General features: G+C 72.2%; 19 protein-coding genes and 1 pseudogene. 9 read left to right on the top strand and 11 right to left on the bottom strand.

Features of this window, described 5'->3' with window-relative positions; all coding sequences use genetic code 11:
- The first annotated feature begins 16 nt into the window (after positions 1–16).
- Positions 17–2,368: an ATP-binding cassette domain-containing protein gene (locus ACWC94_RS19525; protein WP_450797939.1), complete on the top strand. Its 2,352-nt coding sequence runs from the start codon at positions 17–19 to the stop codon at positions 2,366–2,368.
- Here the strand turns inward: ACWC94_RS19525 and ACWC94_RS19530 are convergent.
- The 5 genes from ACWC94_RS19530 to ACWC94_RS19550 all read right to left on the bottom strand — a co-directional run bounded on the left by ACWC94_RS19530 (position 2,344) and on the right by ACWC94_RS19550 (position 7,645).
- Positions 2,344–3,270 (bottom strand): lysophospholipid acyltransferase family protein, encoded by a 927-nt coding sequence (locus tag ACWC94_RS19530; RefSeq protein WP_450797941.1) that lies wholly within the window; start codon positions 3,268–3,270, stop codon positions 2,344–2,346. The two genes, ACWC94_RS19525 and ACWC94_RS19530, sit on opposite strands and share 25 nt — an antisense overlap.
- On the bottom strand, positions 3,270–4,040 hold the full coding sequence (locus ACWC94_RS19535) for a GNAT family N-acetyltransferase (RefSeq protein WP_450797943.1): 771 nt from the start codon (positions 4,038–4,040) through the stop codon (positions 3,270–3,272). Before ACWC94_RS19535 ends, ACWC94_RS19530 begins: the two co-directional genes overlap by 1 nt.
- 236 nt (positions 4,041–4,276) lie before the next feature.
- A complete protein-coding gene (locus ACWC94_RS19540) occupies positions 4,277–5,026 on the bottom strand; it encodes a succinate dehydrogenase/fumarate reductase iron-sulfur subunit (protein ID WP_450797945.1) in 750 nt (249 codons plus the stop codon).
- The gene (locus ACWC94_RS19545; RefSeq protein ID WP_450797947.1) at positions 5,023–6,972 is read right to left on the bottom strand and encodes a fumarate reductase/succinate dehydrogenase flavoprotein subunit; all 1,950 of its coding nucleotides are present in this window, start codon (positions 6,970–6,972) and stop codon (positions 5,023–5,025) included. Before ACWC94_RS19545 ends, ACWC94_RS19540 begins: the two co-directional genes overlap by 4 nt.
- A 1-nt stretch (position 6,973) precedes the next feature.
- A complete protein-coding gene (locus ACWC94_RS19550) occupies positions 6,974–7,645 on the bottom strand; it encodes a succinate dehydrogenase (protein ID WP_450798146.1) in 672 nt (223 codons plus the stop codon).
- A gap of 120 nt (positions 7,646–7,765) precedes the next feature.
- Between ACWC94_RS19550 and ACWC94_RS19555 the strand changes: the two genes are divergently transcribed.
- Positions 7,766–8,650 carry a LysR family transcriptional regulator gene (locus ACWC94_RS19555; protein ID WP_450797949.1) on the top strand — a complete coding sequence of 295 codons (885 nt, stop codon included), beginning with the start codon at positions 7,766–7,768 and terminating at the stop codon, positions 8,648–8,650.
- 118 nt (positions 8,651–8,768) lie between these two features.
- Here ACWC94_RS19555 and ACWC94_RS19560 read toward each other — a convergent pair whose 3' ends face one another.
- From ACWC94_RS19560 to ACWC94_RS19570, 3 genes are all read right to left on the bottom strand, one after another.
- Positions 8,769–10,913, bottom strand: a complete 2,145-nt coding sequence (locus ACWC94_RS19560) for a putative bifunctional diguanylate cyclase/phosphodiesterase (RefSeq protein ID WP_450797951.1) — start codon at positions 10,911–10,913, stop codon at positions 8,769–8,771.
- Positions 10,910–11,722: an SAM-dependent methyltransferase gene (locus ACWC94_RS19565; protein WP_450797953.1), complete on the bottom strand. Its 813-nt coding sequence runs from the start codon at positions 11,720–11,722 to the stop codon at positions 10,910–10,912. The genes ACWC94_RS19560 and ACWC94_RS19565 overlap by 4 nt, the downstream gene beginning before the upstream one ends.
- A 330-nt stretch (positions 11,723–12,052) precedes the next feature.
- Complete coding sequence (locus ACWC94_RS19570) at positions 12,053–13,015, bottom strand: SCO0930 family lipoprotein (RefSeq protein ID WP_450797955.1); 963 nt, start codon at positions 13,013–13,015, stop codon at positions 12,053–12,055.
- Positions 13,016–13,313: 298 nt separating this feature from the next.
- On the opposite strand from ACWC94_RS19570, the gene ACWC94_RS19575 reads away from it, so the two are divergent.
- Both ACWC94_RS19575 and ACWC94_RS19580 read left to right on the top strand, forming a co-directional pair.
- The gene (locus ACWC94_RS19575; RefSeq protein WP_450797957.1) at positions 13,314–13,901 is read left to right on the top strand and encodes a hypothetical protein; all 588 of its coding nucleotides are present in this window, start codon (positions 13,314–13,316) and stop codon (positions 13,899–13,901) included.
- Positions 13,902–13,932: 31 nt separating this feature from the next.
- Positions 13,933–14,697: a bestrophin-like domain gene (locus ACWC94_RS19580; RefSeq protein WP_450797959.1), complete on the top strand. Its 765-nt coding sequence runs from the start codon at positions 13,933–13,935 to the stop codon at positions 14,695–14,697.
- Between the two features lie 137 nt (positions 14,698–14,834).
- On the opposite strand, the pseudogene ACWC94_RS19585 reads toward ACWC94_RS19580, so the two are convergent.
- Positions 14,835–15,334, bottom strand: a pseudogene (locus tag ACWC94_RS19585) (hypothetical protein).
- Between the two features lie 662 nt (positions 15,335–15,996).
- Here ACWC94_RS19585 and ACWC94_RS19590 point away from each other — a divergent pair.
- Positions 15,997–16,668 carry a class F sortase gene (locus ACWC94_RS19590; RefSeq protein ID WP_450797961.1) on the top strand — a complete coding sequence of 224 codons (672 nt, stop codon included), beginning with the start codon at positions 15,997–15,999 and terminating at the stop codon, positions 16,666–16,668.
- 31 nt (positions 16,669–16,699) lie between these two features.
- On the opposite strand, the gene ACWC94_RS19595 is transcribed toward ACWC94_RS19590, so the two are convergent.
- The gene (locus ACWC94_RS19595) at positions 16,700–17,536 is read right to left on the bottom strand and encodes a polysaccharide deacetylase family protein (RefSeq protein WP_450797963.1); all 837 of its coding nucleotides are present in this window, start codon (positions 17,534–17,536) and stop codon (positions 16,700–16,702) included.
- Between the two features lie 381 nt (positions 17,537–17,917).
- Between ACWC94_RS19595 and ACWC94_RS19600 the strand changes: the two genes are divergently transcribed.
- Together ACWC94_RS19600 and ACWC94_RS19605 are read left to right on the top strand one after the other, a co-directional pair.
- Positions 17,918–18,370, top strand: coding sequence for a hypothetical protein (locus tag ACWC94_RS19600; protein WP_450797965.1), 453 nt, complete (start codon positions 17,918–17,920; stop codon positions 18,368–18,370).
- A 28-nt stretch (positions 18,371–18,398) separates the two neighbouring features.
- Positions 18,399–18,731, top strand: coding sequence for a hypothetical protein (locus ACWC94_RS19605; protein WP_450797967.1), 333 nt, complete (start codon positions 18,399–18,401; stop codon positions 18,729–18,731).
- On the opposite strand, the gene lysX is transcribed toward ACWC94_RS19605, so the two are convergent.
- On the bottom strand, positions 18,685–21,963 hold the full coding sequence (gene lysX, locus ACWC94_RS19610) for a bifunctional lysylphosphatidylglycerol synthetase/lysine--tRNA ligase LysX (RefSeq protein WP_450797969.1): 3,279 nt from the start codon (positions 21,961–21,963) through the stop codon (positions 18,685–18,687). The two genes, ACWC94_RS19605 and lysX, sit on opposite strands and share 47 nt — an antisense overlap.
- 211 nt (positions 21,964–22,174) lie before the next feature.
- On the opposite strand from lysX, the gene ACWC94_RS19615 reads away from it, so the two are divergent.
- Together ACWC94_RS19615 and ACWC94_RS19620 are read left to right on the top strand one after the other, a co-directional pair.
- Positions 22,175–22,651, top strand: a complete 477-nt coding sequence (locus tag ACWC94_RS19615; protein WP_450797971.1) for a universal stress protein — start codon at positions 22,175–22,177, stop codon at positions 22,649–22,651.
- A 346-nt stretch (positions 22,652–22,997) separates the two neighbouring features.
- A complete protein-coding gene (locus ACWC94_RS19620) occupies positions 22,998–24,422 on the top strand; it encodes an amino acid permease (RefSeq protein WP_450797973.1) in 1,425 nt (474 codons plus the stop codon).
- Positions 24,423–24,430: the final 8 nt, after the last annotated feature.

Consider the following 24,430-nt stretch of genomic DNA (forward strand, 5'->3'; position numbering starts at 1 on the left):
CGGCTAGGGTTTCCCCATGCACAGCCCCCACGACCCGCACGATCCCTGCGTCCGCGTACGCGGCGCCCGTGAGCACAACCTCAAGGGCGTCGACGTGGACATCCCACGGGACGTACTGGCCGTGTTCACCGGCGTGTCCGGCTCGGGGAAGTCGTCCCTGGCGTTCGGCACGATCTACGCCGAGGCGCAGCGGCGGTACTTCGAGTCGGTCGCGCCGTACGCGCGCAGGCTGATCCACCAGGTCGGGGCCCCCAAGGTCGGGGAGATCACCGGGCTGCCGCCCGCGGTCTCGCTGCAGCAGCGCCGCTCGGCCCCCTCCTCCCGCTCCTCGGTGGGCACGGTCACGCACCTCTCCAACTCCCTGCGCATGCTGTTCTCGCGCGCCGGGGAGTACCCGGCGGGCTCGGGGCGGCTCGATTCGGACGCGTTCTCGCCGAACACGGCGGCCGGGGCCTGTCCGGAGTGCCACGGCCTGGGCCAAGTGCACCGCACCACCGAGGAGTTGCTGGTGCCGGACCCCTCGCTGTCCGTCCGCGAGGGCGCCATCGCCGCCTGGCCCGGTGCCTGGCAGGGCAAGAACCTGCGCGACATCCTCGACGCACTCGGCCACGACGTGGACGTGCCCTGGCGCGAACTGCCCGCGCGGGAGCGCGACTGGATCCTGTTCACGGACGAGCAGCCGGTCGTCACCGTGCACCCGGTCCGGGACGCCGACCGCATCCAGCGGCCCTACCAGGGCACGTACATGAGCGCCCGCCGGTATGTGCTGAAGACCTTCTCGGACACCAAGTCCGCGTCGCTGCGGGCGAAGGCGGAGCGGTTCCTGACCAGCGCGCCCTGCCCGGAGTGCGGGGGCAGCCGGCTGCGGCCCGAGGCACTCGCGGTGACCGTCGGCGGCCGGACCGTCGCCGACCTGGCCGCGCTGCCGCTGACCGACCTGGCCGCCCTGCTCGACGACGTCGGCCAGAGCGGCACCGAGACCGCCCGGGTCCTCACCGAGGACCTCACCTCCCGGATCGCGCCGGTGGTGGAGCTGGGTCTCGGCTATCTGAGCCTGGACCGCTCCGCCCCCACCCTGTCGGCCGGCGAGCTGCAACGGCTGCGGCTGGCCACGCAGCTGCGCTCCGGACTGTTCGGAGTGGTGTACGTGCTGGACGAGCCGTCCGCGGGCCTGCACCCGGCGGACACCGAGGCGCTGCTGACCGTGCTGGACCGGCTGAAGGCCGCGGGCAACTCGGTGTTCGTGGTGGAGCACCACCTGGAGGTGGTGCGCGGCGCCGACTGGCTGGTCGACGTGGGGCCCGGCGCGGGCGAGCACGGCGGACGCGTGCTGTACAGCGGGCCGCCGGCCGAGCTGGCGTCGGTCGAGGAGTCGGCGACGGCCGCGTTCCTGTTCGACGAGTCACCCGGGCCGGCGCGTGAAGTCCGCGAACCGCGCGGCTGGTTGAAGGTGGGTCCGGTGACCCGGCACAACCTGCGCGCGGTGACGGCCGAGTTCCCGCTCGGCTCCTTCACCGCCGTCACCGGGGTCTCCGGCTCCGGAAAGTCCACCCTGATCGGTGAGTTGACGGAGGAACTGGAGGGGGTGGACCGGCTGGTCCGGGTCGACCAGAAGCCGATCGGGCGCACCCCGCGGTCCAACCTGGCCACCTACACCGGGCTGTTCGACGTCGTACGCAAGGTGTTCGCCGAGACGGAGGAGGCGCGCACACGCGGGTACGGCGCCGGCCGCTTCTCCTTCAACGTGGCCGGAGGGCGCTGCGAGACCTGTCAGGGCGAGGGGTTCGTCAGCGTCGAGCTGCTGTTCCTGCCGAGCACCTACGCGCCCTGCCCGGACTGCGGCGGCGCCCGCTACAACCCCGGGACACTCGAGGTGTCGTACCGGGGGCGGAGCATCGCCGAGGTGCTGGACCTGACGGTGGAGGCCGCGGCGGAGTTCTTCGCCGACGTCCCGGCCGCCGCCCGCAGCCTGGACACGCTGCTCGACGTGGGCCTCGGCTACCTGCGGCTCGGGCAGCCGGCGACCGAGCTGTCCGGCGGCGAGGCACAGCGGATCAAGCTGGCGAGCGAACTGCAGCGGGGGCGGCGCGGTCACACCCTCTATCTGCTGGACGAGCCGACGACCGGGCTGCACCCGGCCGACGTGGAGGTGCTGACGGACCGCCTGCACGGGCTGGTCGACGCCGGGCACACCGTCGTGGTGGTCGAGCACGACATGACGGTGGTCGCGGGCGCGGACTGGGTGATCGACCTGGGCCCCGGCGGGGGTGAGCGGGGCGGCCGTATCGTGGCCTCCGGCCCGCCGGAGCAGGTGGCGCGGGTGGCGGGTAACGCCACGGCGCCTTATCTGGCTCGGGTGATGCCCTGAACGGACAGTGCCGCGCTCTGCCGTCGGTCTTCCGCGGCGCCGCCGTGGCCGGTCGCGCGGTTGCCCGCGCCCCCGGCGGGGCGCTGCTGCCCGATGTCGGCGACCAAGGCCGCATGGGTCCAGGCGGGCTCGGGTGTCACCGGCTGGGCGGCGCGGGCAAGGGCACGGCGGTCGGGGTGGGCGCCCGGCGCGATCAGCGGTCGTAGCTCCACTTCGGCGATCAGACCCCGGGTACGGGCCACCCGCCACAGGGACGCCAGCAGGGTGTCCTCGCCGACGAACGCGGCGGCCGTGCTGGCCGTACCGCCCTGCTGGGTGTAGCGCAGCCGCACCGGCTGCACCGGTACGCCCGCGTCCAGCGCCGCCTGGAAGACCGCCCGGTGGAAGTGGCCGTGGGCCCGTCCGCACCAGGTGCTGCCCTCGGGGAACGCGGCCACGGCCGCGCCCGCCCGCAGGGCCTCGGCGATCCGGGCGACCGTCTCGGGCAGGGCGCGCAACCGGTCCCGCTCGATGAACAGGGCGCCGCCGCGCGCGGCCAGCGCGCCCGCCACCGGCCACTGCCGGATCTCGGTCTTGGCGAGCATCCGGGCCGGCCTCACGGCGGTCAGCAGCGGGATGTCCAGCCACGAGACGTGGTTGGCGACCAGCAGCAGCCCGCCGGCCGGTGCGGTGGCGCCGGTGAGGCGGACCCGGACCCCGATGGCCCGTACGATCCCCCGGCACCACCGCCTGACCCACTCGGCGGGGATCCTCCCGCCGAGTGGGGACAGCGCGATCCCGGCCAGCAGCAGGACCACGACCGCGGCCAGCCGCAGCACGGCCCGGGGTACGGCCGCCGCGGCCGGGGCCGGCTCCACACAGGCGCCCGGGGTGCAGGGCGCGCTGGGCAACCAGACGCTCATCAGGCCGGCACGAGGGAGAGGAAGTGCCGCAGATAGCGCGCGTTGACCCGGCGCATCGACAGCAGCACGTACAGGTCGGCGACCCCGAAGTCCGGGTCGTGCGCGGGCTCGCCGCACACCCAGGCACCGAGGCGGAGGTAGCCGCGCAGCAGGGCGGGCAGCTCGCTGTGCCCGGCCGGGGGCTCGGCGTCCGGCGTCCACGGCAGCAGCGGCCGTACCCGGAACTGCTCGGGTGCCAGGTGCTTGGCGCGCACCCGTGCCCAGGTGGCCGTCGCGAGGGCCCCGCCGTCGGCGAGCGGCACCGAGCAGCAGCCCGCCAGCCACTCGTGCCCGCGGTCGACCATGTAACGGGCTATCCCGGCCCAGATCAGGCCGATGACGGCGCCGTCACGGTGGTCGGGGTGCACACAGGAGCGGCCGACCTCGACCAGTCCGGGCCGGATCGGGTCGAGTGCGGTCAGCTCGAACTCCCCCTCCGAGTAGAGCCGGCCGGCGACCGCGGCCCGCTCCGGCGGGAGGAGCCGGTAGGTGCCGACGACCTGTCCGGTGAGCGTGTCCCGGACGAGCAGGTGGTCGCAGTAGGCGTCGAAGGCGTCGACGTCGAGTCCCGGCTGCGGCGTGGCCAGCAGGGCCCCCATCTCACCGGCGAAGACGTCGTGCCGCAGCCGCTGCGCGGCCCGCACGTCGTCCTCGTCGCGGGCGAGGGTGACGGTGTAGCGGGTCGGGGCCGCGGGCTGTGGGGGGCGATCGAGGGTGGAAACGCCGGTCATGGCTCTCTCCTGGTCATGGGCCGGTTCGGCGAGGGCGGCGGGCGGTGTGTACCGGCCCGCCGCTCCTGTTCTTCCGACGCCGGTTGGCGTGCGCGTGACCTGTACCAGGAGAGAGGATGTGGGGATGTTGAACGCCGGGGTCCCGCGATCACCGGAAAGCCAGACGGGGCCGGTGAGCACCACTCCCGGCCCCGCCCGTTCGCCTGTGCGGCGAACGTTTCCCGCTCAGTGCGGCGCTACCGCTTACCCGCCTTCCGGGCAGCCCGCAGCCACTCCCTGTTCATGCTGGTGATCGACACCAGCGGAATGCCCTTGGGACACGCGGTCGCGCACTCACCGGTCAGCGTGCACCCGCCGAACCCCTCCTCGTCCATCTGCGCGACCATGTCCAGCACCCGCGTCTCCCGCTCGGGCGCCCCCTGCGGCAGCACGTTCAGGTGGTTGATCTTGGCGGAGGTGAACAGCATCGCCGCACCGTTGGGGCACGCGGCCACGCACGCCCCGCACCCGATGCACTCCGCGTGCTCGAAGGCGAAGTCGGCGTCGGCCTTCGGTACCGGCGTGGCGTGCGCCTCCGGCGCGGACCCGGTCGGTGCGGTGACGTAGCCGCCGGCCTGGATGATCCGGTCGAACGCGGAGCGGTCCACCACCAGGTCCTTGATCACGGGGAAGGCGGAGGCCCGCCAGGGCTCGATGTCGATCGTGTCGCCGTCCCGGAAGGACCGCATGTGCAGCTGGCAGGTGGTGGTGCGTTCCGGCCCGTGCGCCTCGCCGTTGATCACGAGCGAGCACGCGCCGCAGATGCCCTCGCGGCAGTCGTGGTCGAAGGCGACCGGTTCCTCGCCCGAGAGGATGAGCTGTTCGTTGAGGACGTCCAGCATCTCCAGGAAGGACATGTCGGACGAGATGCCGTCCACCTCGTATGTGGACATCGCTCCGTCGGCGCCGGCGTTCTTCTGCCGCCAGACGCGCAGGGTGAGCTTCATGCGTAGCTCCGCTGGGTGGGATGGACGTACTCGAAGACCAGGTCTTCCTTGTGCAGGACGGGTGCCTCACCGGTGCCGGTGAACTCCCAGGCCGCCGCGTAGCCGAACGCGTCGTCCCTGCGCTCGGCCTCGCCGTCCGGGGTCTGGGACTCCTCGCGGAAGTGGCCGCCGCAGGACTCGGCGCGGTGCAGTGCGTCGAGGCACATCAGCTCGGCGAGTTCCAGGTAGTCGACGATCCGGTTGGCCTTCTCCAGCGACTGGTTGAACTCCGCGCCGTCGCCGGGGACCTTGACGCGCCGCCAGAACTCCTCGCGGATCTGCGGGATCCGCTCCAGGGCCTTGCGCAGTCCGGCTTCGGTGCGGGCCATGCCGCAGAACTCCCACATGAGTTCGCCGACTTCGCGGTGGAAGGAGTCGGGGGTGCGGTCGCCGTCGACGGACAGGAGCAGGTTCAGCCGGTCCTCGGTCTCCGCCAGCACCTCCTGGACCGCGGGGTGTTCGGGGGTCACCGGGTCCTGGTGCGGGTTGCGGGCCAGGTAGTCGTTGATGGTGGCCGGGAGCACGAAGTAGCCGTCGGCCAGGCCCTGCATCAGCGCGGAGGCGCCGAGCCGGTTGGCTCCGTGGTCGGAGAAGTTGGCCTCGCCGATCGCGAACAGGCCCGGGACGGTGGTCTGCAGGTCGTAGTCGACCCACAGGCCGCCCATGGTGTAGTGCACGGCCGGGTAGATCCGCATCGGCACCTCGTACGGATCCTCGTCGGTGATCCGCTGGTACATGTCGAAGAGGTTGCCGTACTTGGCCTCGACCGCCCCCCGGCCCATGCGCTTGATCGCGTCGGCGAAGTCCAGGTAGACGCCCTGGCCGCCGGGGCCCACTCCCCTGCCCTCGTCGCAGACGTTCTTCGCGGCGCGGGAGGCGATGTCGCGCGGGACGAGGTTGCCGAAGGACGGGTAGATGCGCTCCAGGTAGTAGTCGCGTTCGTCCTCGGGGATCTGGTTCGGCGGGCGGGTGTCGCCCTTGGCCCTGGGCACCCAGATCCGGCCGTCGTTGCGCAGCGACTCGCTCATCAGCGTCAGCTTGGACTGGTGGTCGCCGGTGCGCGGGATGCAGGTCGGGTGGATCTGGGTGAAGCACGGGTTGGCGAAGTACGCGCCGCGCCGGTGCGCCCGCCAGATCGCGGTCGCGTTGGAGTTCATGGCGTTGGTCGACAGGTAGAACACGTTTCCGTACCCGCCGCTGGCGAGTACGACGGCGTCCGCGAAGTAGGTGTCGATCTTCCCGGTGACCAGGTCCCGGGCCACGATGCCGCGGGCGCGCCCGTCCACGACGATCAGGTCCAGCATCTCGGTGCGCGGGTGCATCTCCACGTTCCCGGCGGCGATCTGCCGGGACAGCGCCTGGTAGGCACCCAGGAGCAGCTGCTGACCCGTCTGGCCGCGGGCGTAGAAGGTGCGGGAGACCTGGACGCCGCCGAAGGAGCGGGTGTCGAGCAGACCGCCGTACTCACGGGCGAACGGCACGCCCTGGGCCACGCACTGGTCGATGATCTCGACGGAGATCTGGGCGAGCCGGTGGACGTTGGACTCGCGGGCGCGGAAGTCGCCGCCCTTGACGGTGTCGTAGAACAGCCGGTGGATCGAGTCGCCGTCGTTGCGGTAGTTCTTCGCCGCGTTGATGCCGCCCTGCGCGGCGATGGAGTGGGCGCGGCGCGGAGAGTCCTGGTAGCAGAACTGGACGACGTGGTAGCCCTGTTCGGCGAGGGTGGCACCCGCGGAACCGCCGGCGAGGCCGGTGCCGACCACGATGACCGTGTGCTTGCGCCGGTTGGCGGGGTTGACGAGCTTGGCCTCGAAGCGGCGCTTGTCCCAGCGCTCGTGGATCGGGCCGGAGGGTGCTTTGGTGTCGGTGACCGGGGCACCGGTCGGGTAGTTCACGTAGTCGGTCATCTCAGCTCACCACTCCGGTCATGACGCCCACGGGTACGGCGATGAAGCCGGCCGTGAGCAGCAGCGCGAGGACGTTGGCGACGGTCTTCAGGGCGCGGTCGCGGGCGCGGCTGCCGACGCCGAGGGTCTGTGCGGCGCTCCAGAAGCCGTGCCGGATGTGCAGGCCGAGCGCGAGCATCGCGACGATGTAGACGACGTCGCCGTACCAGGTGGAGAAGGTGTCGACCACGTTCTGGTACGGGTGGCCCTCCTGGAAGCCGCCGGAGTGCACGGTGCCGGTGGTCAGGTCCAGGACGTGCCAGACGATGAACAGGCCGAGGATGACGCCGCCCCAGCGCATGGTGCGGGTGGCGTAGCTCGCCCGCGCCCTGCTGTGTACGTACTTGCTGGGCCGTGCCTTGATGTCCCGGCGGCTGAGCTGGTACGCGGACGTGGCGTGGGCGGCCACGGCGACGACGAGGACGATCCGGATGAGCCAGAGCGTCCACTCGTAGTGCATGAAGGGTTCGCCGACGGTGCGCAGCCAGTGGGCGTAGTGGTTGAACTCGCCCGCCCCGAAGTAGATCTTCAGGTTACCGATCATGTGCGCGACCAGGTACAGCAGCATGATCAGGCCGCTGACGGCCATCACGGTCTTCTTGCCGACGGAGGAGTCCCACATCGCGCGTGCCATGGACGGCCGTCGGTCCGTCCGCGTTGCCAGAGCCATGGAACAGCACGCTAGGGGCGAGGAACCCGATCGGTCCAAGACATGGTCCAGCTTGTTTCCATAGGCGGGAACTATTATCGCTGTATGCAGTTCCAGCAGCTCCAGTACTTCGTCGCCGTCGCCGAGACCCGGCACTTCACCCGCGCCGCCGAGCTGGTCCATGTGGCCCAGCCGTCACTGTCGCAGCAGATCAAGGCGCTGGAGCGGGAGCTGGGCGCGGATCTGTTCCTGCGCGCCCGGGGCAACATCACGCTCACCGACGCGGGCGAGGCGCTGCTGCCGCTTGCCCGGCGGATCCTCGCCGACGCGGACACGGCGCGGTACGAGGTGCAGGAGCTGGTGCAGCTGCGGCGGGGCCGGGTACGGCTGGGAGCGACGCCGAGCCTGTGCACGGGCCTGCTGCCGGATGTCCTGCGTGCCTTCCACGACCGGTATCCCGGCATTCGGCTGCTGATCGAGGAGAGCGGCTCCCACGACCTGGTGCGGGAGCTGGCGCGCGGCGCCCTCGACCTGGCCCTGATCGTCCTGCCGCTGCCCACGCCGGCACCCGCGCTGTCGACGGTGGCGCTGCTCCGGGAGGAACTGGTCGTGGTGTCCGCACCCGAGGCACCGGCTCCCGGCCGGGGTGGACGGGCCGTGCGCATCGCCGACCTGGAGGGTGAGCGGCTGGTGATGTTCCGGCACGGGTACGACCTGCGGGAGCTGACCGTGGCGGCGTGCCGCTCCGCGGGGTTCGAGCCGGAGTTCGCTGTGGAAGGGGGCGAGATGGACGCGGTGCTGGGGTTTGTGCGCGCCGGGCTGGGGATCGCCGTGGTGCCGCGGATGGTGGCCACCCGGTCCGGGCAGGGGCTCAGGGTGACTCCGCTCGCCCGTCCCGGGTTGCAGCGGACGATCGCGCTGGCGCACCGGAGTGACGTGGCTCCGCCTCGGGCCGCGAGGGAACTTCAGCGGATGCTTCTCGAGCGGTGAGACTGGTTTCGCCCGGATTCGTCTGCCTGGAGAAGGCCGTTTCGGAGTGCGGGTGAGGTGGCTGGTCGCGCAGTTCCCCGCGCCCCTCAGGGAACCGCGCCACCCCTCGTGGAAAGGCTCAGCCCGTGGCGTCCACCAACGCCAGGTCGTGCAGCCGCTCCGGCGGGCCCGGCCTCGCGTAGTACCAGCCCTGGGCCGTGTCGCAGCCCAGTATCCGCAACTGTTCGGCCTGGGCACCGGTTTCCACACCCTCGACCGTCACGGCGAGGTCGAGGCTGTGCGCGAGGGAGACGATTCCCTCGACGATCTTCAGGTCGACCGGGTCGGCGGGGAACTGCTGCATGCCCCGGGTGAAGGAGCGGTCCAGCTTGAGGACGCGCACCGGCAGCCGGCGCAGGTTGGCGAGGTTGGAGTAGCCGGTGCCGAAGTCGTCCAGGGCGATGTCGACACCCATCTCGGCGAGCCGGTGCAGGGGTTTGAGCAGGTCGTCGTCGGCGCCGATGAGCGCGGACTCGGTGACCTCCAGGCACAGGGCTTCCGGGGCCACCCCCGCCCGCTCCAGGATGTCGACGGTGTCCTGGACCAGGCGCGGGTGACTGAGCTGGCAGGGCGAGAGGTTGACGTTGATGCGCAGGGGACCGGCGGCCTGGTCCTCGCCGTGGCGTTCTCGCCAGGCGCGGGCCTGGCGGATGGACTCCTCCAGGACCCAGCGGCCGAGCGGCACGATCAGGCCGGTGTGCTCGGCGAGCGGGATGAAACGGTCGGGTCCGAGCACGCCGTGTTGCGGGTGCAGCCAGCGGACGAGGGCCTCGGCGCCGCGCACGCTGCCGTCGCCGAGGTGGACGAGCGGCTGGTACTCGATGAAGAACTCGCCGCGCTCCAGGGCCGTCGGGAGGGCCGTGGTCAGGCCGTGGCGGGTGATGGCGCGGGCGTCGGCCTCGGGGTCGGCGAGTTCGGAGCGGTTGCCGCCCGCCGACTTGGCCCGGTACATGGTGATGTCCGCGCTGCGCAGCACCTCGGCGGCGGTGCGCTCGCCGGCCGGGCCCTCGACGATGCCGAGGCTGCCGCGCACCATCAGGTCGCGGCCGTCGATGCTGATCGGGGTGACCAGCGCGCTCATGATGCGCTCGGCCAGCTCGTCCACCTTGCGCGCGGTGCCGGGGCCGGTGGTCAGCGCCACGAACTCGTCGCCGCCGAGCCGGGCGACCATCTCGCCGGGCGCGGTCGCGCAGGACTGCAGCCGGTCGGCGACCTCCACCAGCAGGCGGTCGCCGGCCGCGTGCCCGAGGCTGTCGTTGACGGTCTTGAAGCCGTCCAGGTCGAGGTAGCACAGCCCGAAGCGCTGCCCGTCGCCCGCGTTCAGCACCTTCTCCAGGCGTTCGAAGAACAGCGTGCGGTTGGGCAGGCCGGTGAGCGCGTCGTGCGTCGCCTCGTAGCGCAGCCGGAGGTTGAGCAGCCGGCGTTCGGTGGTGTCCTCCATGAGGGCGAGCTGGTACTGCGGCCTGCCGTCGGCGTCGCGCAGCAGGGAGACCGTCAGGTTGGTCCACAGGACCGTGCCGTCGGGCCGGTTGAAGGCCTTTTCGAGGTGGTAGTGCTCGCGCTCGCCGCGGACGAGTTCGTCGTAGAGCCTCCAGGTCTGCGGCGCGTCCTCGGGGTGCACCCAGTCCTGGACGCGGCGCCCGCGCAGGGTCTGCTCGGAGAGCCCGAACATGCGCAGCAGCGCCTGGTTGACCTGCAGGACGTTGCCGTCGAGGTCGGCGATGCCGATCCCTATGGCCGCGCCCTCGAAGACCGCGCGGAAGCGGGCCTCGCTGGCGTGCAGCGCCTGCGCGACCACGCCCTGGGCCTGCAGGGCGGCCTGGGCGATGGACTCCTGCTCGGCGAGGGTGCGCTCGCGCAGTGCCTCGGCGTACCCGGCGGCCATCGCGTGCTGCAACCGCGAGGAACGCAGGCGGGGTTCGTCCTGGGGGCCGTCGCCGGCGCAGTACAGCACCAGATAGGCGTCGACGCAGTCCAGGGTGCGGGCGAGCGCCTCGGGGTCGGTGCAGTGCGCGCCGACCAGCGCGGCGCCGACCGCCTTCGCTCCGTTCGCGTCGAAGCCGTGCGCGCGCAGCAACTCGCTCAAGCGGCGTGCGAGCGGAAGGAGTTGTTCCTCGAACTCGGCGCGGGTCAGCGATGTGGAGGTCACCGGGTAGACGGCCCGGCTCCAGATCGTGGTGAAACGGCGCAGTCTGTCCTCCGGCCCGTCCGGCTCGGCGCTCACGCCGTACGCCCCACGCCGGCGAATCCGGAGAAGGCGAACGGATCCTCGTCCTGCGGCGCCGACTCCGGCCGCCAGTGCGGCATCGGCACCAGTCCCGGTTCCACCATGTCGTACCCCTCGAAGAACCGCGCGATCCGGTCGCGCGAGCGCATGATCAGCGGGTTGCGAATGTCCTTGTATACGTCCACCGCGCCCTCGGCCCGCTCGGCGGGCAGCGGGATTCCCTCGTACGAGGCATGGGTGAGGATCAGCAGGCTGCCGGGCGCGAGCGCGTCGCGCAGCTCGGCCACCGCACCGTAGGGGTCGTCCGCGTCTTCCACGAAGTGCAGTATGGCAACGAGGAGGAGCGCGACTGGGCGGTTCAGGTCGATCAGCCGCTCCACCTCGGGGCTGGACAGGATCTCCTGCGGCTTGCGCAGGTCGGCGGCGACGACGTCCGCGGCGTCGTCGCCCGCCAGGACCGCCTGGCTGTGTGCGACGGCGACCGGGTCGTGGTCGACGTAGACGACGCGGGCGCCCGGTGTGGCCGCCCGGGCCACCTCGTGGACGTTGCCGAAGGTCGGGATGCCGGATCCGATGTCGAGGTACTGGGTGATGCCCTCGCCGGCCGCGAACCGTACGGCGCGGCGCATGAACGCCCGGTTGGCCTGCATGATCTTCGGCAGGCCCGGCATGAACTCCATCGCCTTGCGGGCCGCTTCCCGGTCCACCTCGAAGTTGTGCGAACCGCCCAGGTAGTAGTCGTAGATCCGCGAGACGCTCGGCACCGAGATGTCGATGCTCCGGGGGGCCCAGGCGGGGCGCTCCATGTATCACTCCAAGGAGTAGGCGACAGGGACAGGCGATCCGGTGTTCGAGCAGAGGCTACTGATCGCCCGCGAAAGGAGCGACCCGAACCGGAAATTGACCGTCCGTTCCCGGTCACTGCCTGCGAAATCGCTGTCGCGTGTGCCGGGGTTTGCCCGTCTTGCGAACGCGGGGTGCACAGGGCCGGCCGGACCCGCGCGGCGAGCCCCGTGCCGGCAGGGCCCGCCCCCTGCGGGCACGCGAAAAGGTCCGCCCCCTCCGTGCGGTGCGGAGGGGGCGGACCGGCGGTGGCGCTCCGGGCCGGGCGGGGCGATCGACCCTGGGGAGGTGATCTAGTTGCCCGGCGCGCCGACCGGCTTGCCGTCGGGCGAGACGGCGTACCAGGTGCCGCCCACGCCCTGACCGTTGGTGTCCCCGGGGGCCTTGTCGCCGGAGAAGGTGTAGATCGGCCAGCAGTTGACGGTCATCTGCTTCACTCCGTCGGGACGGGTGAAGCCCATCAGGCCCTTCTTCTTGACGCCCTGGGTGTCCTCGGGCTTGACGATGCCGACGGCCGGCCACTTCTCCAGGCAGGCCCCGGTGCAGTTCGAGACGGACTTCGGCCAGGCCTTGTCCTTCAGGAAGCGGTAGACCGTCCTGCCGTTCTTGTCCACGACGATGTCGCCGAGCTTGGGGTCCTTGCGCACGGACAGCCCCGGCAGGGAGGACAGGGAGGCCTTCTTGCCGTTGGGGGCGAGCGCGAACCACTTGCCGCCGACGCCTTGACCGTTGACGTCACCGGCGTTGACGTCCTTGGCGTAGCGGTAGGCGGGCCAGCCGCCGATGGTGAGCTGCTTGCTGCCGTCGGCACGGGTGACCTCACCGAGCAGCGCCTTGTCGATGCCCGCACCGGCGGTGGCGTCGTCGGCGGGCACCGGCGGCCAGGTGGCGGCACAGTCGCCGGCGCAGTTCGACTTGGGCGGGTTGGCGGTGTCCTTGTCGAACCGGTACAGGGTGAGGCCGGAGCCGTCGGTCAGTACGTTGCCCAGGTCGGGGTTGGTGGCCACGGTCAGCTTGCCCGCGGGGGCGGCCTGGGTCGGGGAACCGGAGGCCTGGTTGCCGTCGGCACCGTAGCCGTTGCCCGTTCCGGTGCCGGCACCGGCGCCGGTGGTCGGGCTGCCCGCCGGCGCGGTGGCCCCGACGTTCTGGGCCGCCGACGCCGGAGTGGTGCTGTTGTCCTGACCGCACGCCGTCGTCAGCGCCAGCACCGAGGCGGCTGTGGCCACCAGTGAGGCGGTCCGCCAGGAGGTCTTCATGTCCAACTCCCCATAATCGCCTGGATGTTGCAGCGCTCTGCCGCGCCGCCGCACGGCCATGGGTACGCACCGCGGGGGCCGGAGCGTTCAACGGGGAGGGGAAGTTCTTCGGGAATTTCTTTCCGGCTCCCGCCGGATCCCGTGCCGCGTGCCACCACGTGAGGCTCGTACAGGCGTACATAGAGCACCAACCGCTCACTTGGCTGATTCAAACCATTGATCGCCTCATGTCCCTCCTTCGGAGCAATACCGGCGCACTACGGCATACGACCCGGTTCGCCACCCCATGATCTTCGTCGTGCATGGACCCGAAGCGACCCGACGCGCGCCCGCCGCACGGGTGTTGGCCCTGGTGACGCTGACCTGGACCCTGGTGGGCTGCCCGGTCGGCAGCGCGTCGGCCGACGCCTGCGCGTACGCCTCCACGGGCCCGGACGGCACCGTGGCGACGGCCTACGCCGGCGGCCCCCACTGGCCCGCACCGCCGCCCTGCCCCGAACCCACCCCGCCGACGCCAACGCCGACCCCGACTCCCACCCCCACACCGACGCCGCCCCCGCCGCCCAAGCCGCCCCCGCCGAAGCCGGCTCCACGACCGGTGCCGAAACCCAGCCCGAAACCGAAGCCGCCGGCGAAGCCCGCCCCGGTTCCCCCGGCACCACGGCCGGCGCCGGCACCGACGCCCGCCCCCACCCCGACGCCCGAGCCCAGGCCGAGGCCGAGGCCGAGGCCCACTCCGCGGCCGCTGGCGACGCACCCGAACTATCCGGCCTACCACCCGCACCCCACCGCGCACACCGCGCCCGGCCACACCTCGCCGGTCACCTACGTCCTGCTCATCACCGTTCCGGCGATCGTCGCCGTCGCGGCCCTGCGCCCGCGCTGACGCGCCGGCCGCTCACTTCTGGAGGCACCTGTTGTCGGATTGGCTTGTTCTCGTCCTCGCGATGCTGGCGGCCTGTGCCGTGGTGATCGTCGTCACCGTCGTACGCCACAAGCGGGCTCCTGAGGACGAGGACCCCAATGAGACGCCGGACGTCATCGAGTACATGACGATGTGGATCGGCGTCGTGTACGCCATCGTCCTCGGGCTGGCCATCGCGGGTGTGTGGGAGGCCCGCAGCTCGGCCCAGGGCTATGTGCAGTCCGAGGCCCAGGCCCTGCATGAGATCTCGGAGCGGGTCCGGGTCTATCCGCCGGAGGTCCGTGACCGGATCCGGGATGATGTCAACACCTATGTCGGCTATGTCGTGCACCACGAGTGGAAGACGATGGCCCACGACGAGCGCGTCAGCGACCACGGCGCCGAACTGCTGCAGAGGGTCCGCCAGGACGTCACCGACTACCAGCCGAAGAACGACTTCGAGGCGCAGGCCTACCAGCCGCTGCTGGACCAGATCACCGCCGCCGACCAGGCGCGCAACGCCCGCGCCGACTCCACCGGGGCCACCATGCCGTCGGTGGTGTGGTGGGGGCTGCTCACCGGGGCGCTGGTCACCATCGGCATGGTCTTCGCGCTGCAGATCAGGCGCACGAAACGCGAGTTGGTGCTGGCCGGGCTGTTCTCCGCGACCATCGCGTTCATGCTGTTCCTGATCTGGGACTTCGACGCCCCCTTCAGCCGGGGCATCGCGGTGACCGCGGAGCCGTTCGTGAACCTGTTCCCGCACATCACCGGCTAGTCCCCCGACCGCGGCCGCGTCCCCGGGGACGTCCTCGCCCCGGCTCCCGTGAGGGGACCGGGGCGATTGCCGTGCCGATGGGCGCAGTCCGACGTGCCCCGTGTGCGGGGGCGAGCCGTGGGCCGGACGGCGGGGCCTCAGATCCGCTTCTCGTGCCGCCGGCGGAACCAGAACGCGCCGCCGCCGATGACCGCGGAGGCCACGAGTCCGCCGCCGATGGCCATGTCGGTCGGCGTGGCACCACTGGTGATGCTGCCGCCGAAACCGCCCTGGACGCCGCCGATCACGGTGAACGCGTGCTGACGGGTCAGGGTCCTGCCGTCGCAGCGGACGGTGATGTCGTACCGGCCGGGACGGGCGTCCTCGTCGATCCTGGCGGTGCCGCGCGCGGTGTCGTCGCGGAACGGGTTGAGCTCCGTGGTGGGGAAGGCGCGGGAGGAGGCGGTGCCGCCGCGGCAGCCGTCCACGGTGATGGTGAGCCTGCCGCCGGCCGCGACCAGGCCGGGCATGACGATGATGTTCCGCGGGCCTCGGAAGTCGTCACCCGGGCCGCCGTGGCCGAGGCCGCCGAAGTCGTCCCCCCGGCCGAACTCGTCCCCGCGGCCGAACTCTTCCCCGCGGCCCCGGTCCCGGTCACGGTCCCGGTCCCGGTCTCGGTCCCGGTCCCGGTCCCGGTCTCGGTCGCGGCGGTTGCCGTTGTTGAAGTGACCGTTGATGTTGAAGTTTCCGCTGAAGCCGCTGTCCGGGTCGAAGCCCCCGCCGGGCGCCACCCCCACACCGGGTGCCACCCCCACACCGGGCGCCACGCCCACACCGGGCGCCACCCCCACACCTGGGTTCACTCCCACGCCGGGGGTGGACGGGCCGCCGCCGTTGCCCATGCCGTCCGCGACGGCCACAGGGGCGGCGAGCCCGAGCACGGCGACCGCGGTGCATGCCGCCGCCAGGGCACGTTGGTTTCGCATGTGATCCTCCGCGGGAGGCGCCCCGGGTCCCGGCCCCGGTGGATCGGCGAGAAAACACCTCCCGGAATGACCCTCAAGCGCGTGGAACACGCCCGCATGTCGAGAATCGTCCGTCCTGGTGAGACGACACGCCGAAGCAAAAGCACACAATCTGATATTCCTGCAGGTCACGGACCGTCAGAAAATTCCTGGGAACGGCAACTCGGATGGCGCACCACAAGGCCCCTCGGGCCACCCGTTCGCCACTTGCCCCGTCGCCCGGCGCCTGCGCGGGATTTAGCGTTTTCCCAAGCGTGCGGGACGTGGCGACGACCGCGTCGAGAGGGGATGGCGAATGTCTGCGTCCGAGCTGGCCGAGCTTGCCGAAGCGGAGGAGCGGCGGAAGAGGCGCGCCCCGTGGGGCGTGATAGCGCTTCTTCTGCTGACCGGCCTCGCCCTCATCCGGAACGGTTCGGGGGAGTTCGACGTCGGTCCGCCGCAGCCCGCTTCGGCGGCGGCCCCGGACAGCCGGACCGGCCAGGGCACCTTCACCGCGGGTCCGGCGCCGCTCGCGTTCTCCGCCGTCGACCGGGTCCGGATCCCCGCGATCCAGGTGGACGCGCCGGTCACGCCCGTCGGCCTGGACGCGAACGGCTGGGTCGCGGCGCCGCCGCCGGACGACCCCAACCTGGCGGGCTGGTTCACGGGGGCGGTCTCCCCCGGCGAGAACGGCACCGCCGTCGTCGTCGGGCACGTCGACAACAAACAGGGTCCCGCCGTGTTCTACGGTCTCGGGGCCCTGAAAAAGGGAAACCGCATCGAGATCCTGCGCAAGGACGGAAAGACCGCGGTGTTCGAGACGTATGGGGTCGAGGTCTTCGCGAAGGCCAGTTTTCCCGGTGACCGGGTGTACGGCGCGAAGGGCACACCGGAATTGCGGGTCATCACCTGCGGCGGCGGTTTTTCCAAGCAGAACGGTTACGACGGAAACGTCGTCGTCTTCGCCCGCCTGGTCGCGGTGAACTGAACCACCGCGGCCGGGCGGGCCGATGGCCGTGTCACACGCGTCTGCGCGGCACCGTGAGGTGGTATCCGGAGTCGAGGAGACGGGGCAGCCATTCACGGATCGCGTGGACGGTCTGCGAGCGATCGCCCCCGGCGTCGTGGGAGAGCACGACGACGCCGGGGGCGGCGCCTTTCTCCACCCGGTCGATGATGACGTCGGTACCGGGCGTCTCCCAGTCGGTGGTGTCGACCGTCCAGGCCATCGGCTCCATGCCCATCTCCGCGCCCAGCTGGAACGCGGCCCGGTTCCAGGCGCCGTAGGGGGCGCGGAACCACTGCGGGCGCTCGCCGTAGGTGGCCTCGATGATGTCGCTCGTGCGCTCCATCTCGGAGCGGATCTCCTTGCGCCTGAGCGTCGTCAGCAGCGGGTGGGTCCAGGTGTGGTTGCCGACGACATGGCCTTCCTCGGCCATCCGGGCTACCAGTTCCTTGTACTGGACGACGCATTCGCCGCACACGAAGAACATCGCCCGCACGTCGTACTTGGCGAGGGTGTCCAGGATGTGCGGGGTGTACTGCGGGTTGGGGCCGTCGTCGAAGGTCAGCATCATGTGCCGGCCGCTCCCGGAGATGCGCAGGATGGGCTCCTTACGGGTCTTCAGCTTGCGCGGGGCGGCTCGTGGCGGTCCGTCGCCGGTGAGCGGCTGGAGCCGGAAGGCGGACGACTTGAGCGCCTGGCGGGCCTGCGGGCCGGCGACGGGCGCGGCGGCGGTCCCGTCGCTCTCCCCGGCGCCGCTCGCCAGGAAGGCTCCGGCAGTACCCGCGGCCCCCAGCGCGGCGGCACCGGCGAGGAGCATCCGCCGCCGCGTGAAGAACTGATCATTCTGCATGACTCATCAGTCGCCCCGCCGGACTCCGGCGCACCGCAACGGCACCGGTGCGGCGGCGGGAATGCACCCGGACGGCGGACCGCGGGGGCGGTGGGGGTCCGCCGCGCGCGCATCCGGCGGTCCCTGACTCCGCAGCAACTGCCGGGAAAGACACGGGGGTCGAACGGCCTGCGCCGTGAGCCGGCCGCTGAACCCTCGGGACCGGGGGCTGACCGTCGCCGGGCCGACGGCCTAGCGGGCGGTGCAGGGCGTCGCGGCGGCGATCACGGCCGGTGCCCCGGCCTCGGTCGATGCCCTGCACGCGGAGGGCCGGGACCGGGGCCGGGCGCTGAACGCACCACCCTGCTGCTGGACGCCTCGGAGACGGAGAGGACGCTCGTCTTGCCGGGGGCAGCCGCGCCGGCGGTCGTGCCGCTGGGCTTCCCGGCCTGGTTCGCCGAGTGGCTCGGGGACCGGAGCGTGTCCGCCGCCCCGGTCGTCGTCATCGCCGTGGCCGGTGCGCCGGTGCCGTCCGTGCCGGGATGGTTCGGCCGGGCGAGGGCGTACCGGGAGCCGGCGGCGTCCGTACCGGAGCGGGCCGCGGTCGGCCCATGCACGGTGGTGGCGCTGCCGGCAGCGGTCCTCGGGCGTCTCTCCCCGGTCCGGGTGGGCTGGACCCTGCTGCACGCCGTCTCCGGGGTCGTGCCGGGCTGCCTGGTGCTGTCCGGCCTCGCCGCCCGCGTCGGTCTCGGCGCCGCGGTGGCGGGGGGCCTGCGCGTGGCAGCCGTCGGGCCCCCGGCTCAGCCGTCCGGGCGGGGGGGAACGTCGCGGGTGTGCTGCCGACGCTGCTGCTGATCGTCTTCCGCTGCGGTGTGCGCTGCCGGTGGGCTTCGTACGGTCCGGGAGCCGGGCGCTGCCCCAGGGGGCGATCGCGTCCCGCCGGCTCGGCGCCGGGCTCGGACCGTCGCCGTTCGTCAGCATCGTGACGGTCGCCGAGCGGGGCACGACGACCGTGGCGCTGAGCGGGATCGGACAGTACCGGGCGCTCCTCGCAGGCGGGGCCCGCGACTGCTTCGCACCCGCTGCGGCGCCCTGTCCGACCGCCGCGGCGGTCGCGCTGCTCACCCTGCCCCGGGGCGCCGACCGGACGACCGCCCCGGCCCCGGGCGTCAGCGGCGGCGCACCAGCGGGAACGGCAGGGTCTCCCGGATCGTGAGGCCGGTCAGGAACATCACCAGCCGGTCCACGCCGATACCGAGGCCGCCGGTCGGGGGCATGGCGTACTCGAGGGCCTGCAGGAAGTCCTCATCCAGCTCCATGGCCTCCGGGTCACCGCCGGCGGCCAGCAGCGACTGCCGGGTGAGCCGCCGGCGTTGTTCGACGGGGTCGGTCAACTCGCTGTAGGCGGTGCCGAGTTCCGTGCCGAAGGCGACCAGGTCCCAGCGCTCGGCGAGCCGCGGGTCGGTGCGGTGCTGCCGGGTCAGCGGGGAGACGGCGGTCGGGAAGTCCTTGTAGAACGTGGGCAGTCGGGTGCGCTCCTCGACGAGCCGCTCGTACATCTCCAGGACGATGTCCCCGGGCCCGTCGTCGGCGGTGTACGGCACCCCGGCCCGGTCGCACAGCCGGTGCAGCCGCAGCAGTTCGGTGCCGGGGCCGATCTCCTCCCCCAGTACCTCGGAGAGCGCGCCGTACACGGTCTTGACCGGCCACTGCCCGGAGATGTCGTACTCCTGCCCGTCCTTGCGGGCCACCGGGGAGCCGAAGGCGGCGGTCGCCGCGCCCTGGATCAGCTCGCGGGTGAGGTCCAGCATCACGTCGTAGTCGGCGTAGGCCTGGTAGGCCTCCAGCATCGTGAACTCGGGGTTGTGCTTGTAGGAGACGCCCTCGTTGCGGAAGGTGCGGCCCAGTTCGAAGACCCTCTCCAGGCCGCCGACGCACAGCCGCTTGAGATACAGCTCGGGGGCGATGCGCAGGTACAGGTCGAGGTCGTAGGCGTTGATGTGGGTGGTGAAGGGGCGGGCGTTGGCGCCGCCGTGGATCTGCTGGAGCATCGGGGTCTCGACCTCCACGTAGCCGCGGTCCAGCAGGCCCTGGCGCAGCGCCTGCACGGCGGCGGAGCGGGCCCGGATCACGGTGCGGGCGGCCGGGTTGGTCGCGAGGTCGAGGTAGCGGCGGCGGACCCGGGCCTCGGGATCGGTGAGGCCGCGGCGCTTGTCGGGCAGTGGGCGCAGGCATTTGCCGGTGAGCTGCCAGGAGGTGGCGAAGACGGTGGGCTCGCCCTGGTCACTGAGGCCGGCGCGGCCGGTGGCGGTGATGTGGTCGCCGATGTCGGTGCCGGCGGTGAAGCTGTCGAGGGCGGGGCCGCAGGCACTGCGGGTGAGAGCGATCTGGTGGTCGCCGGACCAGTCCCGCAGCACGGCGAACACGATGCCGCCGAAGTCCCGGACCAGCATGAGCCGTCCGGCCACGGTGACGTCCTCGCCGGGGGGCACGTCGGCGAGGGCGTGGGTGGGGGCGGGGACGCCCACCGGGTAGGGGTCGGTGCCGGCCGCGCGCAGCCGGTCGGCCTTGTGGTGGCGGACGCGGACCTGGTCGGGCAGGCCCGCGTCCGGGGCGGCGGACCCGGCCTGGTCCCCTCCGTCGAGGCCGAGCGCCGTCAGGGGCGGCAGCCCGTGGGTGGTGGCGGGACGCTGCCCGGTCTTCGGGTGCCCCTTTCCCCAGAGTTTGCGCAACGACGGTACGGAGACGAAGCCTTCGGCGATGCCGGACGCGACGCCGATGCGGGCGAGGGAGCCGGTGTCGCCGTAGCAGATGAACCGCGGATACCACTCGGGGTGGTATTTGGCGTTGGAGCGGTACAGGGCCTCCAGCTGCCACCAGCGGGAGAAGAACAGCAGCAGGCGGCGCCAGAGCCTGAGGACGGGCCCGGCGCCGATGCGGGCGCCCTCCTCGAAGACGGACCGGAAGACGGCGAAGTTCAGCGAGATCCGGCGCACGCCCAGCTTGGGGGCGGCGGCGCACAGTTCGGCGACCATGAACTCCATGACTCCGTTGGGCGCGGCGCGGTCACGGCGCATCAGGTCCAGGGACATGCCGTCGCGGCCCCAGGGGACGAAGGAGAGCAGGGCGAGGAGCCGGCCGTCGTCACCGAGGGCCTCCACGAGCAGGCAGGCGCCGTCGGCGGGGTCGCCGAGCCGGTCCAGGGCCATCGAGAAGCCGCGTTCGGTCTCGGTGTCGCGCCAGGCGTCGGCCTTGTCGACGATCTCCTCCATCTCCCGTTCGGTGAGGGCGGCGTGGCGGCGGATGCGGCAGGTGGCGCCGGTGCGGCGGACCCGGTGCACGGCCTGCCGGGTGACCCGCATGTCGCGGCCGTTCAGATCGAAGGCGGCCACGTGCACGATCGCCTCGTCGCCGAGTTGGAGAGCGCCGAGTCCGGCGCGGGCGTAGGCACGCGCGCCGTCCTCGGAGGCGCCCATCACGGCGGGCGCCCAGGCGTAGCGGCGGGCCACGTCCAGCCAGGCGGCGATGGCGTGCGGCCAGGCCTCGGGGTCGCCGACCGGGTCGCCGCTGGCGAGGCAGACGCCGGCCTCGACGCGGTAGGTGACGGCGGCCTTGCCGCTGGGCGAGAAGACGACGGCCTTGTCGCGGCGGGTGGCGAAGTAGCCGAGGGAGTCCCGGTCGCCGTAGGCCCTGAGCAGTGCCCGGATGCGGGCCTCCTCGTCGTCGTGCAGGGCGGCTTCCAGGCGTTGGGAGCGGAACAGGGTGGCGGCGGCGTTCAGCAGGGCGAGGGCGCCGAGCAGGCCGAGGACGAAGGTGACCGCGCGGGGCGGGTGGCCGGCGAAGGAGCTGTTGGAGACCAGTCCGCCGCACACCCGGTCGGCGGCCCAGGCCAGGTGCTGGTTCGCCGGCAGCGAGCCGGGGAACAGCAGGACCAGGCCCCAGCCGAGGAGGATCGCCACGGCGAGCCCGGCCAGCAGCACGCCGAGGGCCCGCCACAGGGCGGCGCGGCGCGAGGCGGCGTAGAACTCCCCGCGGGCCATGACGAGCAGGAGCAGCAGCAGGGTGCACAGGACCAGCGAAGGCAGCGATGCGGCGTACGCGCCGAGGGCCACACCGAGCACGTCGGTGAGGACGAGCAGGCCGAGATAGACGACGACCAGCCACCAGGCGACCTTCTTGCGGGCGGCGGTGGCGGCGGCCAGCAGGAAGAGGAAGACGGCGTAGGCCAGGTTGGCGCTGATGGGCACCAGCAGCAGGTCGAGGGCGTGGGCGACGGGGCGGAGCAGCCGGCGCAGCGGCTCGACGAGCGCGAGCACGGCGCACAGCAGACCGAGCGCGGCGAAGAGCGTCCCGAAGGCCTCGGGCACCCAGCCGAGGCGCCCGCCGGCGGGTGGGCGGATCGGGGCCGTGGGGTCCCTCCGTGCGGGGGGCTCCGCGCTGGCGGTCATGGTTCCGACTGTAGGAAGGGGGCGCGCGGCTCGCCCGTCGAGACGGATCCGGGGTCCGGCACCGCGGGCGTCGCGACGGGGCCCCCACGTGCCGCGGGGGCCGCCCACGGCGCGTGGGCCCCGGGCCGGCACCGCGCGGCTCCGGCACGGTACAGCTCCCGCGGCAGGCCCGTCGCTCAGCGGGAACCGGTCGTTCCGATAGCCTCGCGGCGTGACGGAACAGCACGGGCAGCACACACCCTCGCACCGGTTCGAGCGGGGCACGGACGGGCCGAAGGTCATCGTGGTCGGGGTGGACGGCTCCGATTCCTCGCTGCGCGCGGCGGCGTACGCGGGCGGGCTCGCCCGGCGGCAGCACGCGCTGCTGGCCGTGGTGTACGTGCAGCCGGTGCTCACGGCCGGGGCGGCGCTCGGGGCGCCGGTGGCGGAGACGACGGACGAGATCGCGGAGGACCTGATCCAGCAGATCCGGGAGGCGGCCGAGCGGGTCAGGGGGATATTCGAGGTGCGCTGGGAGTTCCACACCTTCCGCGGCGATCCCTACGGCGGGCTGGTGAAGGCGGCCGACGAGCTGAGGGCGGACGCGGTGGTCGTGGGCGCCTCGGAGCAGGCCGGCCACCGGATCATCGGCTCGGTGGCGGTGCGGCTGGTGAAGGCGGGGCGCTGGCCGGTGACGGTCGTGCCGTAGGGAGCCGCGGCAGCGGGGGGCGGCGGCAGTGCTCCGGCCCGGCGACCGCGGTGCGCGGGCCTGCGGGGGGAGCCGGTCGCTCGGGGTGACCTGGCGGCGGGTGGCGGCTGGTGCGGCCGGGCACGATCCGCGGCGCATCCCGCTCCTCGACCCGACGCCGGTCTCCTCCCGCTCCCCGGTCCGGAGCGTTCCGCACACCGGGGATCACGGCCCTGTGCGCCCGTCTCGCCGCCCGGCGGCCGGGCCCGGCCCCTCCCCGGGCCGTGCGTGGCGTCTTCCCTGTGGGGCGCCCCTGAGCCATCATGATCCGCCGTCAGCCGTTGCCGTCGGCGAAGAGGTGAGGCACATGGCCAGGCTCCGCGCGGGTGAGGGGATTCTCCGCCGCAAACCCATCGAGCACATCGAGGAGACCGAAGTCGGCGAGGGCGCCCGACTGGACCGTTCGCTCGGGCTGTGGCAGCTCACCGCGATCGGGGTGGGCGGCATCATCGGCGCCGGCATCTTCACACTGGCCGGCACGGTCGCCAACGGCACGGCCGGGCCCGCGGTGCTGGTGTCGTTCCTGATCGCCGGTGTGGCGAGCGCCTGTGCGGCGCTGTCGTACGCCGAGTTCGCGGGGCTGATCCCGAAGGCGGGGTCGGCGTACACCTACGGCTACGCCGTGCTCGGCGAGTTCGCGGGCTGGTTCATCGGCTGGGACCTGCTGCTGGAGTACACCGCCATCGTGGCGGTGGTGGCGATCGGCATCTCCGGCTACTTCAGCTTCCTCATCAGTGACATGGGCGCCCGGCTGCCGGCGTGGATGCTGGGCGCGCCCGGGACCGGCGCGGGGCACCGGTTCGATCTGTTCGCGGCCGTGCTGTGCCTTTTCATCGCGTGGCTGCTCAATCTGGGCATCCGCAACGCGGCCCGCTTCGACACCGTCGTGGTGGTGCTCAAGGTCCTGGTCGTGCTGGTGGTGATCGCGGTCGGCTTCTTCCACATCACCACCGCGAACTACCACCCGTTCTTCCCCTACGGGATCGGCGGGGCGTTCACCGGTGCGGCCACCGTGTTCTTCGCGGTCTTCGGCTACGACGCCATGTCGACGGCGGCTGAGGAGTCCAAGGACGCCCAGCGCCACATGCCCAAGGCGATCATCTACTCGCTGGCCATCTCCATGGTGCTGTACGTGCTGGCCTGTCTGGTGCTGACCGGCATGCAGAACTACAAGGACATCGACAGGAGGAGCGGCTTCTCGACCGCGTTCAAGTCGGTGGGCCTGGACTCGCTGGCGGACGTGATCGCGGTCGGCGCGATCATCGGCATCCTCACCGTGATGTTCACCTTCATGCTCGGCGTGACCCGGGTGTGGTTCTCGATGTCCCGCGACGGGCTGCTGCCGCGGTGGTTCGCGAAGACGCACCCCACGCGGCACGTGCCGACACGCGTGACGTGGATCGTCGGGGTGGCGTCGGCCCTCATCGCCGGGTTCACGCCGATCGCGGAGGCCGCCGAGCTGACCAACATCGGCATCCTGCTGGCGTTCGTGGTGGTGTGCACGGCGGTGATCGTGCTGCGCTACCGGCAGCCGGAGCTGCCGCGGACCTTCCGTACGCCGGGGATGCCGGTGGTGCCCGCGCTGGGTGCGGTGTTCTCGATCTGGCTGATCACGTTCCTGCAGTGGCAGACCTGGGTGCGGTTCGCACTGTGGTTCGTGATCGGCTGCGTGATCTACTTCGGCTACTCCTACCGGCGCTCGGCGCTGGCCACGCGGCGGCCCGCCGAGTGAGCACCGGC

The sequence above is a fragment of the Streptomyces sp. NPDC001135 genome, assembly GCF_053598395.1.

Coding starts and splice junctions, on each gene's coding strand:
- ACWC94_RS19525 (WP_450797939.1), top strand. CDS start 17: ATGCACAGCCCCCACGACCCGCACGATCCCTGCGTCCGCGTACGCGGC.
- ACWC94_RS19530 (WP_450797941.1), bottom strand. CDS start 3,270: ATGAGCGTCTGGTTGCCCAGCGCGCCCTGCACCCCGGGCGCCTGTGTG.
- ACWC94_RS19535 (WP_450797943.1), bottom strand. CDS start 4,040: ATGACCGGCGTTTCCACCCTCGATCGCCCCCCACAGCCCGCGGCCCCG.
- ACWC94_RS19540 (WP_450797945.1), bottom strand. CDS start 5,026: ATGAAGCTCACCCTGCGCGTCTGGCGGCAGAAGAACGCCGGCGCCGAC.
- ACWC94_RS19545 (WP_450797947.1), bottom strand. CDS start 6,972: ATGACCGACTACGTGAACTACCCGACCGGTGCCCCGGTCACCGACACC.
- ACWC94_RS19550 (WP_450798146.1), bottom strand. CDS start 7,645: ATGGCACGCGCGATGTGGGACTCCTCCGTCGGCAAGAAGACCGTGATG.
- ACWC94_RS19555 (WP_450797949.1), top strand. CDS start 7,766: ATGCAGTTCCAGCAGCTCCAGTACTTCGTCGCCGTCGCCGAGACCCGG.
- ACWC94_RS19565 (WP_450797953.1), bottom strand. CDS start 11,722: ATGGAGCGCCCCGCCTGGGCCCCCCGGAGCATCGACATCTCGGTGCCG.
- ACWC94_RS19570 (WP_450797955.1), bottom strand. CDS start 13,015: ATGAAGACCTCCTGGCGGACCGCCTCACTGGTGGCCACAGCCGCCTCG.
- ACWC94_RS19590 (WP_450797961.1), top strand. CDS start 15,997: ATGTCTGCGTCCGAGCTGGCCGAGCTTGCCGAAGCGGAGGAGCGGCGG.
- ACWC94_RS19595 (WP_450797963.1), bottom strand. CDS start 17,536: ATGCAGAATGATCAGTTCTTCACGCGGCGGCGGATGCTCCTCGCCGGT.
- lysX (WP_450797969.1), bottom strand. CDS start 21,963: ATGACCGCCAGCGCGGAGCCCCCCGCACGGAGGGACCCCACGGCCCCG.
- ACWC94_RS19620 (WP_450797973.1), top strand. CDS start 22,998: ATGGCCAGGCTCCGCGCGGGTGAGGGGATTCTCCGCCGCAAACCCATC.